We start from the raw sequence: 19,079 nt of genomic DNA on the forward strand, positions 1-19,079 counted from the left end.
TCAGCTTTCAGTTGATCTTTTGATACCGCAAGCCAAGATCATCCCAGTATACCCTGGTCGGATCGGCTCCTCCTCCGCACTCAGCCGTTTCACATGGTGCAGTTGTGTGCAATAAGGCATGGACGAGATGACGTCCGCGATGGATACTGCCACGGCCGGAAAATCTTGATCGCCGACCCGCCAGCCCTCGGAGTTCTCCATGAACGCCACCGCGAACGGAGCGCCCGGCCGGAGTGCGTTGACGAACCTCGCGAGCGCCGCTCTGAACTCCTCCCTGTCCCCGGATATGGATTCGGCGACGAAGAACATCGTGCCGACGTCCCACTGCTCGTCGGGGAGGGTGAAGACCGACGCCTGCTTGATCTCGATCCGGGTGCGGGCCCCGATGGCCTCGTGCAACGGGCCGGCGGCCGCGTACGCAGGGATCTTGGCGAACTCGTCCCAGAAGGGGGTCCAGGCCGCCAGCGAACCGCCGAGCTCGCCCGTGAGCCAGTCGATACTGGAGGGAGACAGGTCGATCAGTGTCAGTGCGGAGCAAAAGGGGAGCATGGAGAAGGCGGGATAGAGATTGGCGCCGGTGCCGACGTCGACGCCTTGGAGGTCGCTTCTGCCCTGAAGATGATCGACCATGAAGGCACCGATCATTGCGACGAAGCTCAGGTCGTCCCCGTGCGGATCCTGGTAGTTGGACTGCCAGTACGTCGGCAGGTCCATCTGGTGCCACGAAACGTCTCGGTTGAAACTCGAATTCGCTGACCGTTCCTGGCCAAGATCAGTCTCGCGGTGCATGGGCAATAGTCCTCCCGAAACGTCCCGCATTCATTGTAGAAATGTATACGTGATCGCGCATCTTGGATCAAGAGCGCACCCGATCCCAGGCAGGTGGGCATGTCCGCTTTTGTAATCCGGGAACTACGGGAGCTCGACGAGCTGGCCGCGGCCTGCGACTTGTTCGACCGGATCTGGGGGTTCGAGGACGGCGCACTCTCGATCCTCCGCGAGATCATGCGCGGTTACGCGTATGAGGGGAACTACGTTGCCGGGGCGTTTCTCGGAGACACGCTGGTCGGCGCATCGGTAGGCCATTTCGGCCCGCCGCATAGCCGGGCGCTCCTGTCCTATGTGACAGGCGCGGTCAAGCCGCACGCGGGCCTGGAACTCAAGCTGCACCAGCGGCGCTGGGCGATGGACCACGGGATCGAGCGGATCATCTGGACCTTCGACCCGCTCGTCCGCCGCAACGCGCACTTCAACCTCGCGAAGCTCGGCGCGCGCGCCGAGGCGTACCTGGAGAACCACTACGGCCAGATGCCGGACGCCATCAACGGGCACGACCGGTCCGACCGGATCAGGGTCGTCTGGCACATCACGGAGCCGGACGTGAGAGAGGCGGTCCAGCGCGGCCGTCCGGCGCCGATCAAGGTTCCGGACGATGCGGAGCGGCTGCTCGTCGTCCGGCCGGACGGGGGACCGGAGGTCCGCCCGACGGAATCCGAGACGGTCCTGCTGGAGGTGCCCCCGGACATCGAGGGAACCCGCATGGACGCCTCCGATCTGGCCGCCCGCTGGCGCAGCGCGGTGCGGGACACGCTGGGCCGGCTCGTCGCGGACGGCGGAGCCGTCCTCGGGTTCCACGACAAGGCCAGCTACGTGGTCCAGCAGAAGTGATCAGGGACGGCCGCGCGGAGCTCATATCTGGAGGTAGTTGAGCGTGCCGAGAGAACCCTTACCGTCCATCACCACCGGCGCCCTGATCAGACGGATCGCCGCCGCCGCGGGCGCCGGGGCCTTCGCCTTCGTCATCACGAACTACGTCGCCGACCAGCCCGTCGCTCAGTCGCTCACGCTGTCCGTCCTGATCGGCGGCGTGATCATGCTGGTGCAGTTGCTGATCGACTTCGACGGCCGGGTCGAGGGGATCGAACGGTGGATGCGCGCCACCGATCTGGCCATCGAGTCGTCCAAATGGCAGCAGGCACTCGGCGACTCGGCCCTCGACCGCGAGGCCTTCACCCGGTTCCGCGAGGCCGTGGTGAACTTCGGCCAGGACTGCCCGCCGCTGATCAGGCGGTTCACCGAGATCGTGGTGAAGGGCGACACCGACCTGATCGACAGCCTCAGCCGGGGTGAGGGCGAGGCGACCTGCGACGGCGAGGACCACAACTGGATCCTTCAGCTGACCAACGCCGCCATGAAGACCCTCGACGCGACGAGCACCACCACGGTCGACGGCAAGGGGGAGAACTTCAGCGGCGGCTTCTGGACGAGCGAGCACGGCCGGCGCTACCTCAAGGCCCAGGTCGAGGCCAAGGCCCGGGGTGTGATCATCCGCCGCCTGTTCATCATGGAGGGCGAGCCGGACTTCAACGACGAGGACTTCCGGTCGATCACCCAGGAGCAGCGCGGCGCCGGGATCGAGGTGAGAGCGCTTCGCTACAACCAGATTCCGGCCATCCTCGACAGCCCGACCGATTTCATCCTCTTCGACGAGGAGGTCGCCTACGAGGTCGTCCCGGCCTCCAACCGCCAGCTCGGCTTCTTCATGACCCGCCTCCGGACCCGGACCGACTACACCCGCGAGTGCAAGGAACGCTTCGAACTCCTCTGGCAACTGGCCGAGGACGGCGCCCCGGGCCGTGTGGACCACTGACCGTCCCCTGGCCGGCCACGGCCCCCGAGCAGCCGACGCAGCGGTTTGGGGGGAATGGTCGTGGATACTTGGCAGATGCCGGGAGTACGGCGGTGATCCGCGTTCCATCGTCCTGGACGGCCGCAACGCGCACCTGACCGACGGGGTGCAGCAGGCGGTGGGCCGTCCACCCACCGACTTCGCCGAGTACGCCAGGCGCACCGCCGCCAGCGGCGTCTGGAACGAACCCCGTCCTGGCGTGGCGCTCACGGCGGGAGCGTCATATCGGCCGAACTCCTAGGGCCGTATCGCGCGGGTGATGAAGGCGTTCGCTGCCGGGGTCGGGCCGAGCCGGCTCCAGATCAGGTGCTCGATGCGGTGCGAGGTGTTCACCACGGGGACGACGGACACCGCGGGGAGCCGTACCGCGTAGGCGGAGGCGAGGAGCGCGACGCCGAGTCCTTCGGTCACCAGCCGCGCCATGATGTGGGGGTCGGTGACCTCGAAGGCGACCGTGCGCTCCAGGCCGGCGGCGCGGAAGGCGTGGTCGGCCTGGACGCGGCCGGAGGTGCCGCCGGGAAAGTCCACGAATTCCTCGGCGGCGATCTCCTCCAGCCGGATGCGGCGGCGGCCGGCGAGCCGGTGGCCGGGCGCCAGCAGCGCGGCCAGCGGGTCGCGGGCGAGCGGCCGGCTGTTGAGGCGGGGGATCTCGACGTCCTCGGCCAGGCCCAGGAAGGCGACGTCGAGCGCACCGTCGCGGACCTGGTCGGCCAGGGCGTCGCTGCCGGCGGTGAGGAGACTGATCCGCACCTTCGGGTGTTGCTGGTGGAAGGATCGCAGCACCGCCGGGACGTCGACGGCCGCCACCGTCGGGATCATGCCGACGGCGAGCCGGCCGCGGATCTCTCCGGTCGCCGCGTAGACCTCTGCCTGCGCCCGCTCCGCGGCGGCGAGGCAGTCGCGCGCCGCGGGCAGGAAGGCCGCGCCCGCCGGGGTCAACGCCACCGATCTGCTCGTGCGGTGGAAGAGCCGGGCGCCCAGTTCCTGCTCCAGCTTCGCGATCTGGTGGCTCAACGCCGACTGCACGACGGAGCACCGCTCGGCGGCGCGGGTGAAGTTGCCCAGCTCGGCCACGGCGACGACGTAGTTCAGCTGCTGGAGGTTCACGCAGCGATTGTGAAACACGATCGGTCGCATGACAACAATGCATTGGACTCATCGCTATCGCTGCCCCAGGCTGGTGGGCACGCGAACGTCCACCGGCCGCCGAGCGAGATGGGAATCGACATGACCGCTGTCTACACCTGGGACGTCTTCTCCACCCTGGACGGCTACGGCTCCTACATCGAGGGCGCCGACTGGGGCGGGTACTGGAGCAAGCAGGGCCCCGAGCTGCTGGCGCACCGCGCCGCCCAGTTCGACACCGAGCAGCGGATGGTCTTCGGCGCCACCACCTTCCGGGAGACCGCCCAGATCATGACCTCGGGCATCGATCCCAACACGCTCGACGAGTGGAACGTCCGGACGATGCGCATGCCGGCGACGGTGGTGTCCTCCACGTTGCGCGACACCCTCGGCTGGCCGGACGCGACCATCGTCAGCGGCGACGCCGTGGACATCGTCGCCCGGCTCAAGAAGGAGTCGGACGTGCCGCTGCGCTCGCAGGCCAGCCTGTCGCTGAACTGGGCGCTGATGGCCGCCGGCCTGGTCGACCGCCTGCAGGTCACGATCTTCCCCGTCGTCTCCGGACGGACCGGGACCAGCCCGATCCTCGGCGGCGCCGGCGACTTCGACCTCGAACTGCTCCAGAGCCGCACGCTCGACGGCCACACCCTGGAGCTGGTCTACCGCCCGACGCCCCGGTGACGGCGTCCTCCCGCGGCGTCCTGCAGATGCGCCTGGTCGTCGAGGCCGGCGACTACGAGGAAGCCGTGCGGTTCTACCGCGACGTCCTGGGCGCGGCCCAGGAACTCCAACTCCACCAGGACGGCGGCGAGCGGGTCACGATCCTCGACGTCGGCCGCGCGACACTGGAGATCTCCAGCCCCGAGCAGGTCGACATGATCGACCGCGTCGAGGTGGGACGGCGGATCAGCCCGAGGCTCCGGGTGGCCTTCGAGGTCGCGGACGCCCAGCAGGTCACCGATCATCTGTCCCGAGCGGGCGCTGAACTGCTCGCCCCGCCGACCCGCACCCCGTGGGAATCCCTCAACTCCCGCCTGGACGCTCCCGCCGGCCTCCAGATCACCGTGTTCCAGGAGCTCGCACGTAGCGAAGCGAGCGAGGACCGACCCGACGGTCAGACCGTTCGATCCTGACGGCGGACGGAACTCAGACCTCGGTCACAGCCGGGTCACAGCTTTGGGCACCGTGCTGTGACCGTCCGCTCGCTAGAAAAGTGGGGAAGGTGATCGCGAAAAGGAGACGGGCATGGCTGATGACGGGGAATGGAACCGGCGTTCGCTGTTGCGGGGGGCCGCTGTAGTGGCCGGTGCAGCCGCGGCCACGCCACTGCTGGGCAAGGCGGCGACGGCGCGAGCCCGCGGCGGTGACGCGGACGCGCTGTTCAAGGCTGGGAAATTCGAGCAGGCCGGCCGCGCGTATGAGGAGATCCTGAAAACAGATCCCAAGAATATGCACGCGGCCCGGCGGCGCGGCTATGTCGGGCTCCTGTCCAACCAGTTCCCCGTCGCAGAAAAGTATCTCAAAATGGCGCTCCAGTTGGCTCCGGCCGACAGGGACACCAACTACTACCTGGCCGACTGCTACATCCGGCAGGACAAATTCTCCCTGTCCGCGCCACACTGGCAGGCGATCGGCGAGGACGCCTACGCCAAATGGTTCGCGGCCGTCCGCGGCGAGGCGTATCAGATCCACGGCGACATCGCGCGGCTGCCGTTCCAGCAGATGGACCCGATGCCGCTGGTGGAGGCGTCGGTCAACGGCGGGCCGCCGAAGCGCTTCACGTTCTACACCGGCGCCCCGAATCTGGGCATGCGCGCGTCGGTGGCCAAGGAAGCCGGGCTGAGCCCCGTCTCCAGCCAGAAGATCGATTTCGAGAACGGCGCCGTGTGGGCCCACTACGGGATATTGGACTCGTTCAAGCTGGGCGGCATCGAACTGCGCAACGTGCCCGTGGGCTGGTCGTCGACGGAGTCGGGCGAAGACGTCGACACCGACAGCGACGGCATGATCGGCACGTGGGTCTTCTACCATTTGCTGACCACGTTCGACTACGCGGGCCGCTCGCTGATCCTGCGCCGCCGTACCGCCGAATCGGCCAGGAAGGCACGCGCCGCCGCCATTCGGGTGGGCGCGAAGCCCCTGCCGCTGTGGCTGGCCCGTGAGCAATATGTGCACAGCTTGGGCAGCATCGCCGGCTCCGGCACGCGGGTGGTGGGTGTGAACCTCGGCGGAAGCGGCGAGAGCGCCGCCGTCCTGCGCGGGGACACGGCCGAGCGGTTGAAGATCCGCACCGATTACGACCGTCCGATCGGGACGTTCGCCCAAAGCCACCCGGCCGTCACCTATCCCTGCTACCCGACGGAGATCCGCCTCGGTGACGCCGTCGCAAAGGAGGTGTACTGCCAGACGCACCCGAACGGCACACTCGACCCCTTCGGGTTCGATGTGCCGGGCGCCTTCTTCCACTGCTTCCACAAGCCCTACAACATCACGCTCGACTTCACCGACATGAACCTCTACATCGCCCGCGGCAAGATGCAGCAGTGACCGGACGTGAGCCAGGACAGACGATGACGCAGGTGGACACGGTCGAGATCGGGCAGGGCGACGCCGGTGTCCAGGAGGCGGATGCCGGGACTTGGCGCGGGGGTGTCCGCCGCGTGATCAGCATCGGCTCGCGGCCGGGGCCGTGGAAGCGCGGCTTGGTGCTCGCGGCGCTGGCACTGCTGCTGGGTCTCGTCATGCTGCTGCACGCGCACATCCCGAACCGGATCGGGAACCTCGGCAGCCTGGCGGAGACTCTCCTGCCGTGGTTCGGCTTGTTCGTCCCGGTACTGCTGGCCGGGGCGCTGTGGCGCCGCTCGGCCTCCGCGGTGGCCGCGCTGCTGCTGCCGGTCGTGGTGTGGCTGAACCTGTTCGGCGGGCTGCTCAACGACAAGTCCCAGGCGGGCGGCGACCTCACCGTGGCCAGCCACAACGTCGGCGCCGACAACCGCGATCCGCCCCGTACCGCCCGTGACCTGCTCGCCTCCGGAGCGGACGTGCTGGCCCTGCAGGAGCTGACAGAGCAGGCCCGGGCCACTTACGAGAAGGCGCTGGAGAAGGCGTACCCGCACCACACGGTGCAGGGCACGGTCGGGCTGTGGAGCAAGCTGCCGCTGTCGGACACCCGGCCGGTCGACACCAAGATCGACGCCGGGCCGCTGGCGGACACGAAGCCCGCCCACGTCAAGCTGGCCTATACGCGAGCGCTGCGCACAACGGTGGCCACGGACCGGGGTCCGCTGGCGGTGTATGTGGCCCACCTGGGGTCTGTACGGGTGAATCCCAGGGGCGGCTTCTCGACGGGCCACCGCGACAGGGGCGCGCAGGCGCTCGCCGAGGCCGTCGCCGCCGAGCGGAACGAGCGGATGGTGCTGCTCGGCGACCTCAACGGCACCACGGACGACCGCGCGTTCGACGGCATCACGGCACGGATGCGCTCGGCCCAGGACGCGGCCGGGGACGGCTTCGGCTTCACCTGGCCGGCGTCCTTCCCGGTGGCGCGGATCGACCAGATCCTCGTCCGCGGCGTGGAGCCTGCGAGCTCGTGGGTGCTGCCGGCCACCGGCAGCGACCACCTGCCGGTGGCGGCCGGAATCAGCTGGTGAGCACCGGTCCGGTCGGGCGGCCGGGCTCAGATCGTCGACCGTGGCCGGAAAGGGTTGGACGGGGTCACAGGCGGGCTTGTAGCTTGCAGTTGACCGTGCCACCGCCCAAGGAGGTGAGACCCATGAACGCTGTATCGAAGTGGGTGCTCCCCTTCCGGTCACGGTCGGGCGATTGACGTAGGTGTCGCCGGGAGCGCCTTTCTGACAAGGCACTCCCGAAAGGCACCACCAATGCCCCTCGAATTCGACGTGATCATTGCCGGGTGCGGGCCGACCGGCGCGATGCTGGCCGCCGAACTGCGGCTGCACGATGTGCGGGTACTCGTTCTGGAGAAGGAAACCGAGCCCGTATCGTTCGTCCGCATCGTCGGCCTGCATATTCGTAGTCTCGAACTGATGGCGATGCGCGGACTGCTGGATCGCATTCGCGAACACGGAAGGCAGCGTCCGGCCGGCGGCTTCTTCGCCGCCATCCCCAAACCCGCGCCCGAGGGCCTGGATTCCGCGCACGCCTACCTGCTGGGCATCCCGCAGCCTGTCATCGTTCACCTGCTCGAAGAGCACGCGATCGGACTGGGTGCGCAGGTCCGGCGCGGGTGTGCGGTGGCCGGTTTCGAGCAGGACGGCGAGGGCGTGACCGTCGAGCTGGCCTTCGGGGAGCAGCTGCGTTCGCGCTATCTCGTCGGTTGTGACGGCGGGCGCAGCACGGTCCGCAAACTGCTCGGCGTCGGCTTTCCCGGCGAGCCCTCGCGGACCGAGACACTGATGGGCGAGATGGAAGTGGGCGTCCCGCAGGAGGAGATCGCCGCCAAGGTGACCCAGATCAGCGAGACCCATAGGCCATTCTGGCTCAGGCCCTTCGGCGAAAGGGTCTATAGCGTCGTCGTCCCCGCTGCCGGAGTCAGCGACCGCGCCGAACCGCCCACCCTCGAGGATTTCAAACGGCAATTGCGCGCCATCGCCGGAACCGATTTCGGCGTGCACTCCCCGCGCTGGCTGTCCCGCTTCGGCGATGCCACCCGGCTGGCCGAGCGTTACCGGGTCGGGCGGGTGCTGTTGGCCGGCGATGCGGCACACGTCCACCCGCCCATCGGCGGCCAGGGCCTCAACCTGGGCGTGCAGGACGCGTTCAACCTCGGCTGGAAACTGGCCGCGCAGATCCGCGGCTGGGCCCCGGAGACGCTGCTGGACACCTATCAGGCCGAACGCCATCCGGTCGTTGAGGACGTGCTGGACAACACCCGCGCCCAGATGGAACTGCTGTCCACCGAACCGGGCCCGCGGGCCGTCCGCAGGCTGCTCACCGAACTGATGGACCTCGACGAGGTGAACCGCCGTCTGATCGAGAAGATCACCGCGATCGGCATCCGCTACGACTTCGGCGAAGGCCCCGAGCTGCTCGGCCGCCGCCTGCGCGACCTCGACCTGAGCCAAGGCCGCCTCTACGGTCGGCTGCATCGCGGCCGCGGGCTGCTGCTGGACCGCACCGAACGCCTGACCGTCGGCGGCTGGTCAGACCGGGTCGATTACCTCGCGGAACCCACTGCGGCGCTGGACGTTCCGTGCGTCCTGCTACGTCCCGACGGCCACGTCGCCTGGATCGGCGACGATCAGCAGGACCTGGACGACCACCTCACCCGCTGGTTCGGCAAGCCCGCCAACTGACGTCGCGCGCGGTCTCCGCTGTTGCCGCCGTGCTGGGCGGCGGCAACAGCGGAGCGGCGCGTCAGGTGTTGAGGGAGGACGCGCGGCGGCGCCGCGCGTTGCGCTTAGGGCGCTTAGGGGTGGTGCGGGCGTCCTCGTGCCGGGCGGCTGGGGACGCGGGCGTCGCTTTGCGGGGACGGGCGGCGTCCCTTGCAACCTTGGGGGCGCTGGTGGCCTTGGTGGCCTTGGCGGCCTTGGGAGCGTTGGCCGCGTTGGGGGCGGCGTCGCGGGCCGGTGGACGGGCGCCGGTGATGCGGGCCAGATCGGGGTCGCCGGGGCGGACGCGCGTGGTGCGCGGGGTGACGCCGGTCTGGGACATCAGCGCGTTGGTCTCGCGGCGCTGGTCGGGGAGGACGAGCGTGACCACGGTGCCGGTGCGTCCGGCGCGGGCGGTGCGCCCGGCGCGGTGGAGGTAGTCCTTGTGGTCGGCGGGCGGGTCGATGTTGACCACGAGGTCGAGGTCGTCGATGTGGATGCCGCGGGCGGCGACGTTGGTGGCGACCAGGACCGTGACGTCCTTGGCGTGGAAGCCGTCCAGGGCGCGGTTGCGCTGGGACTGGGTCTTCCCGCCGTGCAGCGCGGCGGCCCGGACGCCGCGGGACGTGAGTTTGCGGGCGAGGCGGTCCGCGGCGTGCTTCTTGCCGACGAACATGATCACCCGGTCGTCCCGCGCGGCGATGTGCACGATGGTCTCGTGCTTGTCGGTGTCGGCCACATGGAGCAGGTGATGCTCCATCGTGGTGACGGCGTCGGTGGGCGGGTCGACGGAGTGGGTCACGGGGTCGCTGAGGAACCGGCGGACGAGCTGGTCGACGTTGCGGTCCAGGGTCGCGGAGAACAGCATCCGCTGCCCGTCGCGCGGAGTCTGTTCGAGAAGCCGGGTGACCTGCGGCAGGAAGCCCATGTCGGTCATCTGGTCGGCCTCGTCGAGCACGGTGATCCGCACCTGGCCGAGCCGGCAGTCGCCGCGTTCGATCAGGTCGGCGAGGCGTCCGGAAGTGGCGATCAGGACGTCCGCGCCGCGTTTGAGGGCGTTCGCCTGGCGCGAGATCGGCAGGCCGCCGACCACGGTGGTGAGCCGCAGGTCCAGCGCGTCGGCGTAGGGCGTGAGCGCGGCGGTGACCTGCTGGGCGAGTTCGCGGGTGGGGACGAGGACCAGCGCCAGCGGTTCGCGGGGCCCGGCGCGGTGGCCGGAGACGCGGGTGAGCAGCGCCAGGCCGAAGGCGAGGGTCTTGCCGGAACCGGTGCGGCCGCGTCCGAGGACGTCCCGGCCGGCGAGGGCGTTCGGCAGCGCCGCGGCCTGGATGGGGAACGGGGTCGTCATGCCCTCGCGGGTCAGAGCCGCCAGGAGCGGCGCCGGCATGCGCAGGTCGGAGAACGCTTCGACCGGGGGCAACGATGCGGCGGACGCCTCCCGACGCGCTGAAGCCTCGGGGCGCGTGGACGCCTCGGGGCGTGCGGACTCCGCAGCGGGCCGGCGCCGTTGTTCAGTACGGCGGCGGTCGGAGCCGGGACGAGGGCCGGAGCGTTTTCGGGCGGACGACGTGTGGGGATTGCGTGACATGGCGGAGCCTTCCTCGAAACGGTGCGTGTCGAGGAAGTGCTCCGCCATGCTGGAACGCTCTGCCCAGGTGACGCGGAGGATTCGCAAGAACGAACCGGGTCGCGACCGGGGGAGCCTGGGTCGCGTGGTGGGACGAAATCGTGGCCGCGAGGGCCGGGGCGATCAGGAGGGGACGATGTTCTCCGCCTGCGGGCCCTTCTGGCCCTGGGTGATGTCGAACGTCACCTTCTGGCCCTCCTGGAGCTCGCGGAAGCCCTGGGCCGCGATGTTGCTGTAGTGGGCGAAGACGTCGGCGCCGCCGCCGTCCTGCTCGATGAATCCGAAGCCCTTTTCGGCGTTGAACCACTTGACCGTGCCGGTGGCCATGGTCATCTCCTCTGGTCGGTCACGACCGCACACCGTGTGCGGCCGAGATCGCCGCGATGGCCCATCCGGAAGATCCAGAACAACAAAAATGCGCCTGAGGTCAGATCCGACAGGCGCACGAACATGTCTATGGGAACCGCAACTGCTTGAACAGTACCACAGGTCCGGAGAACGGAACGGGAAGCGGGGCTGCGGCCGGCCTGCGCGGTTGTGATTTCGGTATCAGGTGCCGGGAGATCCTCCATAATGCTCGGTTGCCGCGCATACTGGAGTAATGAGACCGTCCGGTTCCGCCAGGCGGCGGCATCTGCCCACCAGCCCTTTTCCGCCTCCGTCCGCTGCCCCGCCCCTCCGAAAGTTCGCGCTCCAAGACCGGGTGACCCACGACAAGTACGGCCTTGGACGTGTGGTGGAAGTCGAGCACGGAGGATCCCTCCTGGTCGATTTCGGGTCCGGGAAAGTCAGGATTTCCGCCCCATACGCGAAACTCTTCAAACTCTGAATCCGTCCCGGCTTTCGAGCGCGGGCCGCCTTGCCGGAGGCGTTCCCGGCGACACACGTACCGGTTCCGTACGGACCGAGAATGGGGCCCTTCATGGCCCGTGACACCGCACCGCTCGCCTTCCCGCCCGGCACGACCACGGCGTCCGAGCTCATGACAGCGCCCGGGCCACGCCTGCGTCTGGCCCCCGGCCGCGCCGAACGCGGGGTCATGAACGGGGGCTGGTGGCCGCGATCCCGCGACACCGCAGCCGAACTCACCGAACTGCTGACCGCCCTGGCCATTCCGCCGGACGCGGCCGCCCGCGTGACCATCGACTTCAACGACTGGGACGACATCCCGCTCCGTATCACCGTCCTGGGACGCGAGGTCAGAGTGGGCTGGCTGGCCCACCTCGACCACATGGTCGCGCTCACCTGCGCGCGCGCCGACCCGCTGCTGCTTCTCGTCATCCCGCCCGAGACGACGCCGGCGTCGGCGGAGGACGCCCTGGCCAGGTGCGCGGCCGAGATCGGTGTCCCGCAGCCGCAGGACATCCTGGCCTCCTGCGACATCCCGTCCGCCATCGCTGAGCCGCTCGGCGGCTGACCCGCTCGGCGGCTGACCCGCGTCCCGACGCCGACCACGACGCCGACCACCTCCGGCCAGAAGGGGCCCCTCGGCCACATCACCTCCCGCGCGAACGACCTGGGCCGGGAGTGTTCGCGATGAACCGAGGGGAAAGAACCTGATGTCGATCCGGGGGGTGGGGATGACCGGGCAGGTGGACGATCGGCAGGGCATGACCCACGACCGTCTCGTGGAGGCGATGAACTCCGGGGTTCTCGCCACCGACGAGTCAGGCCGGATCACGGCATGGAATCCGCGCGCGCAGCAGCTTCTCGGCTACACCCGCGACGAGGTGCTCGGACGGCCGATGCACGGGCTTCTGCACCGCGACGCCGACGGGCACGTCCCGCCGGAACGTGACTGCCGCTTCATGCACGCGCTGCGCACCGGCATCCCCGACCACGGGGACGGCCAGCGGTTCGCCCATCGCGACGGGCGGCTGGTGATGTGCTCCTGGTCGTCCGCGCCGATCTACACCGGCGAGGAGGACGCGCCCGGACCGGCCGGACTGGTCATCGTCTTTCAGGACGCCGCCGACCGGATCGCGGTCGAGCGCGAGCGGCTCGACCGGATGGCCCAGGTGCAGCGCGCCAATTCCCGGCTGACGCTGGTCGCCGAGATCACGACGGTGCTGGCGTCCACGCTGAACGAGGAGGAACTGCTGCGGCGGCTGGTCCGGCTCGTGGTTCCCGCGCTGGGGGACTGGGCCGAGGTCGACCTGCTGATTCCCGACGGCCGCGTCGAGCGGGTGGCCGCGACGCACCACGAACTGTCCTCCGCCGATATCGCCGGCCTGGAGGGGCCGCTTCCGCCCCTCCCGCGGATACCGCGCGGGCCGCTGGCCCGGGTCCTGCGCGGCGGCCCCGCGGTCGTCGTCAGCGGCGACGACGGCGAGCGCTCCGACGAACCGCTGGCCGCCGCCCAGCACGAACTCTTCCAGGTCATGGACGCCCAGAACGCGATCATCGCCCCGCTGGCGGCCCGGGGCGAGACCTACGGCGCGCTGACGCTGGGCTACTCCCGTCCCGGGCAGGTCTACGGGCCCGGCGACAGGCTCGTCGTGGAGGACGTCGCGCGCCGCACCGGTCTGGTCCTGGCCAACGCCCGCCTGTACGCGCAGCAGCGCAACACGGCCGAGGCGATGCAGCGCAACCTGCTCGCGCCGCTGCCGCAGCCGGGCGATCTGCGGCTGGAGGCCCGGTACGTGCCGGCGACGCAGGACAGCTGGGTCGGCGGCGACTGGTACGACGCCTTCGTACTGCCCGACGGCGCCACCGGACTGGTCATCGGCGACATCGAGGGCCACGACCTGCCGGCCGCGGCCCGCATGGCCCAGGTCCGGAACATGCTCAGGGCCCTGGCCTGGGACATGGCCGAGCCGCCCAGCAAGGTGCTGGCACGCCTGGACGGGGTCATGGCCGCCGTCAGCGACGCCGAACTCGCCACCGCCGTGTTCGGCCGCGTCGCGGAAGACCCGGCGGGACAATGGCACCTGCGCTGGTGCAACGCCGGCCATCCGCCACCTCTGCTGATCACCCACGACGGCGGCACCCATTTCCTGGACGAGCACGGGACCCTGCTCGGCGACCCCGACCTCACCGGAACCCGTCCTGACAGCACGCGCGTCCTCCCGCCGTCCTCGACCCTCCTGCTCTACACCGACGGCCTCGTCGAAACCCGTGACTCCGACCTGTCCGACCGTCTCACCAGCCTCCGCCGCCACGCCTCCCACCTGGCTCAACTCCCGTTGCCCGACCTGTGCGACAAGCTGCTGGAGCGTGCGGAGCCCAGCGGCGAGGACGACGTAGCACTGCTGGCCCTCCGCATCCCCGGCTGACGCCCACGCCTCGCCCAGAGGCTGGGACGGGGTGAGTGGGGCGGCGCGCGTACACTGCGGACGTCCGGCAAAGACGGCGCCGCGCTCGCGGTCGACCCGCACGCCGGCGACCCCGGCCGCCGGAGCGGCCCTCCTTCTCTGATCTTCGCAACCCGCCGGATCGTGACAGACCGCACGTCCGGCGACGCCTTTTCAGACCTCCAACGGTCAACGATCGGAGACTCATGCCCACCCGAGGCCATGCCGGAGGGGACGCATCGTCCCTCCACCGTCCCTACGTCCCGGCAGTCAATTGAACGGCGGCGGAACGCCGACCGGCACGACGCTCGGAATCACCGCGCGATCGGGCAAGGAGAACGAACGCCGGCAACCGATCCACCCGCAGCACCTCGACCGGCTCGACCCCGCGCTCCGCTCGCGCGTCTATCTCGAACGCGGATACGGCGAACGGTTCGGTGTCCCGGACGAGCAGCTGGCGCCGCAGGTCGCCGGGCTCCTGTCCCGCGACGAGCTCATCGCCCGCTGCGACGTCGTCCTGATCCTCAAACCGCAACCCGATGACCTCAAGCGGATGCGCCCGGGCCAGACCCTGTGGGGATGGCCGCACTGCGTCCAGGACCCGGAGATCACCCAGCTCGCCATCGACGGGCGGCTGACGCTCATCGCGTTCGAGGCGATGAACCACTGGACGTCCGACGGCGGGTTCGCCCTGCACGTCTTCCACAAGAACAACGAACTCGCCGGGTACTGCTCGGTGCTGCACGCCCTTGCCCTGACCGGCGGCACCGGCGCCTATGGACGGCGGCGGCGCGCCGCCGTCATCAGCTTCGGCGCGACAGGCCGCGGCGCGGTCACCGCTCTGAACGCGCACGGTGTCCACGATGTCCACGTCCTGACGCAGCGGGGCGTGAGCGCGGTCGCCTCGCCGATCCACTCGGCCCAGATCGTCCACTTCGACCGGGACCCGGACGACCCGGCCCTCACCCGCGTCCTCACCGGCGACGGCATGGTGCCGGCCGCCGCCTTCCTCGCCCGGCACGACATCATCGTCAACTGCGTCCTCCAGGACCCCGGCGCCCCGCTCATGTTCGCCACCGCCGGCGACCTGCCGCTCTTCCCCCCGGGCACCCTCGTCATCGACGTGTCCTGCGACGCGGGGATGGGTTTCGAATGGGCCCGTCCGACCTCGTTCGACGACCCCATGTACACGGTCGGCGACAACGTCCGCCACTACGGCGTGGACCACAGCCCGTCCTACCTGTGGGACTCCGCGACCTGGGAGATCAGCGAGGCGCTGCTGCCGCATCTGCACACGGTCCTCACCGGCTCCTCCGCCCAGGGGACCGACACGATCATCGAGCGTGCCGTGGAGATCCGCGACGGCGTCGTCCAGAATCCCGACATCCTGTCCTTCCAGCACCGCTCGCCCACCTACCCCCACCCCCGGCTCTGACCGACGCTGTCGGTGAGGTCGGCAGGGAATTGCCAATACAGTCCATCCGTTCCGGGATCTCCTTGCCGATGATCAGCCTATTCACCTGTCGCGCAAGGCTCCGACTTGACTGGAATCCTTGCTAGATCTTTCATGGTGTGTTCTCATGTTGCTCGGTGTCACCACCATCGTGTGATCGCCTCTGCCGGCGGGGAGGACGGGACGATTGGAACGTCGCGACACGCCAACGCTCGTAGTGGTCGAGGCGCAACTGACGCCGGAGGGAATTCTGTGGCCTGTCGTGGCGGCGGAACTCGACCTCGCCACCGTCTTCCTAACGAATGATCTTCAGCGCTATAAGAAACTTCCTCGGTCCGCTAACGTTTTCGGTAGAGATGATGTTCTGGTGATGACGGCCGATACCAATTCGGTGTCGGCGGTCATCGAAACGGTGCGGAGCATCTCTGAGTTTCGGGACGTCCGGGGAATATATACGCAGTGCGACTACAACCTTCCACTGGTGGCCGAGGCCGCCAGGGAACTCGGATTGCCGGGCTTGAGCCCGCACGCCGCCGCCCTGGCCCGCAACAAGTTGTTCACTCGCGAGGTCTGCCGCGACGCGGGCGTGCCGTCCCCCGATTTCATGCAGGTCACCAGCGCCGAGCAGGCGGTGGCGTTCGCCGAGAAGGTCGGCTTTCCCTGCGTGGTCAAACCGATGACGGAGTCGGCCAGCACCGATGTGGCGCTGGGCCGTGACCCCGATGAGGTCGCGCGGCTGTTCGAGAATATCGACGCCCAGCGGCTGGACCGGCGCGGCCAGGCCCGGCTGCCGGGCGCGCTGGTCGAGGAGTACTGCCCCGGCTACGAGGTCAGCGTCGAGACGTTCACGGTCGACGGGCAGATCACCGTGCTCGGCGTCGTCGACAAGTCAGTGAGCGCGCATCCGTATTTCGCCGAGATCGGCCAGGTCTTCCCCAGCCTGCTGCCCGACCCCATCACCGCGGAATTGGCCGGCACGGCGGTGGCGGGGCTGCGCGCCATCGGACATGATTTCGGAGCCGCACACACCGAGGTCCGCATGACGGGAAACGGGCCACGCCTCATCGAAATCAATGCGCGCCTGGCCGGCGAGGATATTCCCGAGCTCGTGGACGCGGCGCTGGGATTGGCGACGCGGCGTCAGGCCCTGGCTATGCATGTGGGCCACAGGCCCGATCTCACCGTTACCGAACGGCGGGGCGCCGCCACCCGAAAGATCAGCTTTCCGGTCGCCGGGACGATCCGGCGAGTCGATGGGCTCGACGCGGCACGCAGCGCCCCGGGCGTCGTGGAGGTACTCCTCATGGTCGGGGAAGGCGACAGCGTGGCCGCCCTCGTCAGCAACCACGAATCGTACGGGCAAGTGCGTGCGGAGGCCTCCAGTGCGGGCGAGGCGCTGAGGCTCGCGGAGGCGGCCTTCAATCAAATCTCATTCCTTGTTGACTGACCGAAGCCCCCTGCCGTCGGACGAGGTAAGGAGTGCGAGCATGGGCTCTTTCATCCACACCGGAGACGATTACCAGGTCATCGACATTCCCCGGCCGGATCCAAGGGTTCTCAGCGAGTTCGGCCATCTTCCCATGGATCCCTACGCTGGAGGAAAACAGCGCTATCGTCGCTTCTCCCAGTACAAGATGACATGGGACGCAGCCGCGGACGGGTGGGAACTGGAACTGCTGAAGCACCGTCCGTTCCTGCAGTCTCCGGAGGTCAATTCCTATGTCGGCGGAGTGCAGCGGAATTTCGAACCGCTGCGGATCGACCCCACCCCGCAGATCGACGCGGGCGCCAAGGCGCTCGCGCTGGACGAGAACGACGACTGGCAGATCAACGTCCACCAGTGCAGGGTCGTCACCAATGCCGAGGTACACGGCGTCTCGGTGCCCGAGGGCCCGCACCGCGACGGCCACGAGTACGGCATGCTCGCCGTCTTCGCTCGTGAGAACATCGACGGCGGGGAGAACCAGCTCATGCCGACCGGTGGCGGTGAACCGTTCTTCACCGTCACGCTCCAGGTGAACCAGGCGCTGGTCTACGACGACGCCGCCATGTGGCATTACGCCACCGACATCGTTCCGCGCGACGAGACAGGTGGCCACCGCGACCTGTGGATCGTTGCCTTCAACCGGTGGGGGAATCGCAAGTACGGCCCAGAGTTCGAACGCCTCGCCACGGCGACCGGGAAAGGTGCTCGATGACAGTGGCCGAAGGAGCCGTCCCCGGCTTCTCCGACATTGACCTGACGGCACTCGGGGACCAGTTCGGCACCCCGCTGTACGTCGTATCGCTCGACCGCCTGCGCGATAATGCCGCCACGCTCTCAACGGCTCTGAAACCGGCCGCGGTACAACTGCTCTACTCGTTGAAGACCAATTACCTGCCCGCCGTCGTTACCACGCTGGCGGCCGAGGGCCTCGGCGTGGACGTCGTGTCGGGTTATGAACTCCGCACGGCCCTGGATTGCGGGCTGCCCGGCGAACGGATCGTGTTCAACGGCCCGGTCAAGACCGATGAGGAATTGGCCGAAGCGGTTCGGCACGGAGTCTTCGTCAACATCGACGGCGTCGAGGAGATAGCCGTCCTGGCCCGGCTCGCCGCCCGGCGGGGGAAGGGGCCGCTGCCGGTCGGCCTGCGGGTGTACCCACCGCACAACGTCTTCGCCGAACCTGGCGGGCCGGTCGAACGCGCGCTGCCGTCGAAGTTCGGCTGGCCGATCGCGGACGGCGCCGCGGACCAGGTCGTCGAGAAGATCATGGCCGAGCCCGCGCTCCGGCTGACCGGCGTGCACTGCCATCTCGGGTCCCAGATCGTCCGGACCGGCAACCTGCTGGCGGCGCTGGATGCCGTGTGCTCCTGGGCCGTACGGTTGCGGACTCGCGCGGAACTGACCGTTCTCAACATCGGCGGCGGGTTCGGCGTCGAGGGCATACACCGGATCCCTGGCGCGGTCGCGTCGCTCAGCGAGGTACGGGCTGGCGGGCAGGCCGGGCCACCGTCCGCCCAACGGCCGCGCTTCGACCTTGAGCTGTTCGCACAAGGACTCACCGAGACGCTGCGTCGTCACCACCTCGGTGACCTCACCGTGTTCGCCGAGCCCGGCCGCGCCCTGGTCTCCGCGGCAGGAGTCCTGCTGACGCGCGTGGTCGGCGAAAAGAACCTCGGCGACCACCGCTGGATCCTGCTGGACGGCGGGCTCAACCTGCTGCCGACCGCCGGCGTCGCCGAGGCGCATTCCTTCACGCCGCTCGTCCCGGACTCCGGCCGCCTGCGGCCCTGCCTCGTCGGTGGGCCGCTCTGCTATGAGGGCGACGTCTTCGGCATCGACATCGACCTGCCGGAAACGCTCCAGGTCGGGGACTACGTCGCCGTCCAGGACGCCGGCGCCTACGGGTTCTCCCGCGCCACCAGCTTCAACCGGCTCCGTCCGGCGACGGTGACGGTGTCCGGCCAGACCGCCGAGCTCGCCTGGCGGGCCGAGACCCACGAAGACCTGATGAGCGCGGCGGTACCGGTTCGCGCGGCCCGCTCGACCGTCCAGAGGGGACGCGCATTGTGAGCGACA

The 19,079-nt window shown here is 69.0% G+C and carries 17 protein-coding genes; 13 read left to right on the forward strand and 4 right to left on the reverse strand.

The genetic code is table 11. The features are described from left to right. Positions 1 to 819, reverse strand: coding sequence for an SCO2525 family SAM-dependent methyltransferase (locus E1287_RS08120; protein WP_347813957.1), 819 nt, complete (start codon positions 817 to 819; stop codon positions 1 to 3). 69 nt (positions 820 to 888) lie between these two features. On the opposite strand from E1287_RS08120, the gene E1287_RS08125 reads away from it, so the two are divergent. Together E1287_RS08125 and E1287_RS08130 are read left to right on the forward strand one after the other, a co-directional pair. Then, on the forward strand, positions 889 to 1,668 hold the full coding sequence (locus tag E1287_RS08125) for a GNAT family N-acetyltransferase (protein ID WP_131964228.1): 780 nt from the start codon (positions 889 to 891) through the stop codon (positions 1,666 to 1,668). 43 nt (positions 1,669 to 1,711) lie between these two features. Then, entirely contained in the window at positions 1,712 to 2,650 is a 939-nt protein-coding gene (locus tag E1287_RS08130) for a hypothetical protein (protein ID WP_131964229.1), read from the forward strand. Between the two features lie 276 nt (positions 2,651 to 2,926). Here E1287_RS08130 and E1287_RS08140 read toward each other — a convergent pair whose 3' ends face one another. Beyond that, complete coding sequence (locus tag E1287_RS08140; protein WP_131964230.1) at positions 2,927 to 3,796, reverse strand: LysR family transcriptional regulator; 870 nt, start codon at positions 3,794 to 3,796, stop codon at positions 2,927 to 2,929. Between the two features lie 120 nt (positions 3,797 to 3,916). Between E1287_RS08140 and E1287_RS08145 the strand changes: the two genes are divergently transcribed. The 5 genes from E1287_RS08145 (at position 3,917) to rox (ending at position 9,129) form a co-directional block, all read left to right on the forward strand. Continuing rightward, positions 3,917 to 4,495 (forward strand): dihydrofolate reductase family protein, encoded by a 579-nt coding sequence (locus tag E1287_RS08145; protein WP_131964231.1) that lies wholly within the window; start codon positions 3,917 to 3,919, stop codon positions 4,493 to 4,495. Then, entirely contained in the window at positions 4,492 to 4,947 is a 456-nt protein-coding gene (locus E1287_RS08150; protein WP_243718731.1) for a VOC family protein, read from the forward strand. Before E1287_RS08145 ends, E1287_RS08150 begins: the two co-directional genes overlap by 4 nt. Before the next feature lie 112 nt (positions 4,948 to 5,059). Next, positions 5,060 to 6,361, forward strand: a complete 1,302-nt coding sequence (locus E1287_RS08155) for an aspartyl protease family protein (RefSeq protein WP_131964232.1) — start codon at positions 5,060 to 5,062, stop codon at positions 6,359 to 6,361. A 23-nt stretch (positions 6,362 to 6,384) separates the two neighbouring features. Further along, positions 6,385 to 7,464 (forward strand): endonuclease/exonuclease/phosphatase family protein, encoded by a 1,080-nt coding sequence (locus E1287_RS08160; protein ID WP_131964233.1) that lies wholly within the window; start codon positions 6,385 to 6,387, stop codon positions 7,462 to 7,464. Positions 7,465 to 7,695: 231 nt separating this feature from the next. Then, positions 7,696 to 9,129, forward strand: coding sequence for a rifampin monooxygenase (rox, locus tag E1287_RS08165; RefSeq protein WP_131964234.1), 1,434 nt, complete (start codon positions 7,696 to 7,698; stop codon positions 9,127 to 9,129). A gap of 61 nt (positions 9,130 to 9,190) precedes the next feature. On the opposite strand, the gene E1287_RS08170 is transcribed toward rox, so the two are convergent. After that, a complete protein-coding gene (locus E1287_RS08170) occupies positions 9,191 to 10,732 on the reverse strand; it encodes a DEAD/DEAH box helicase (RefSeq protein ID WP_131964277.1) in 1,542 nt (513 codons plus the stop codon). A gap of 162 nt (positions 10,733 to 10,894) precedes the next feature. Next, positions 10,895 to 11,098, reverse strand: coding sequence for a cold-shock protein (locus E1287_RS08175; RefSeq protein ID WP_131964235.1), 204 nt, complete (start codon positions 11,096 to 11,098; stop codon positions 10,895 to 10,897). 595 nt (positions 11,099 to 11,693) lie between these two features. On the opposite strand from E1287_RS08175, the gene E1287_RS08185 reads away from it, so the two are divergent. From E1287_RS08185 to E1287_RS08210, 6 genes are all read left to right on the forward strand, one after another. Further along, a complete protein-coding gene (locus tag E1287_RS08185; protein WP_131964237.1) occupies positions 11,694 to 12,188 on the forward strand; it encodes a DUF5994 family protein in 495 nt (164 codons plus the stop codon). A gap of 142 nt (positions 12,189 to 12,330) precedes the next feature. Next, entirely contained in the window at positions 12,331 to 14,046 is a 1,716-nt protein-coding gene (locus tag E1287_RS08190) for a SpoIIE family protein phosphatase (RefSeq protein WP_131964238.1), read from the forward strand. A 292-nt stretch (positions 14,047 to 14,338) separates the two neighbouring features. Continuing rightward, positions 14,339 to 15,499 carry a N(5)-(carboxyethyl)ornithine synthase gene (locus tag E1287_RS08195; RefSeq protein ID WP_131964239.1) on the forward strand — a complete coding sequence of 387 codons (1,161 nt, stop codon included), beginning with the start codon at positions 14,339 to 14,341 and terminating at the stop codon, positions 15,497 to 15,499. 205 nt (positions 15,500 to 15,704) lie between these two features. Continuing rightward, complete coding sequence (locus E1287_RS08200; RefSeq protein ID WP_131964240.1) at positions 15,705 to 16,964, forward strand: ATP-grasp domain-containing protein; 1,260 nt, start codon at positions 15,705 to 15,707, stop codon at positions 16,962 to 16,964. 40 nt (positions 16,965 to 17,004) lie between these two features. Beyond that, the gene (locus E1287_RS08205; protein ID WP_131964241.1) at positions 17,005 to 17,715 is read left to right on the forward strand and encodes a 2OG-Fe dioxygenase family protein; all 711 of its coding nucleotides are present in this window, start codon (positions 17,005 to 17,007) and stop codon (positions 17,713 to 17,715) included. Beyond that, positions 17,712 to 19,073, forward strand: coding sequence for an alanine racemase (locus E1287_RS08210; protein WP_131964242.1), 1,362 nt, complete (start codon positions 17,712 to 17,714; stop codon positions 19,071 to 19,073). Before E1287_RS08205 ends, E1287_RS08210 begins: the two co-directional genes overlap by 4 nt. The last annotated feature ends 6 nt before the right edge of the window (positions 19,074 to 19,079 follow it).

Origin of the sequence: Actinomadura sp. KC06 (assembly GCF_004348735.1) — a bacterium.
Classification (GTDB): Bacteria; Actinomycetota; Actinomycetes; order Streptosporangiales; family Streptosporangiaceae; genus Spirillospora.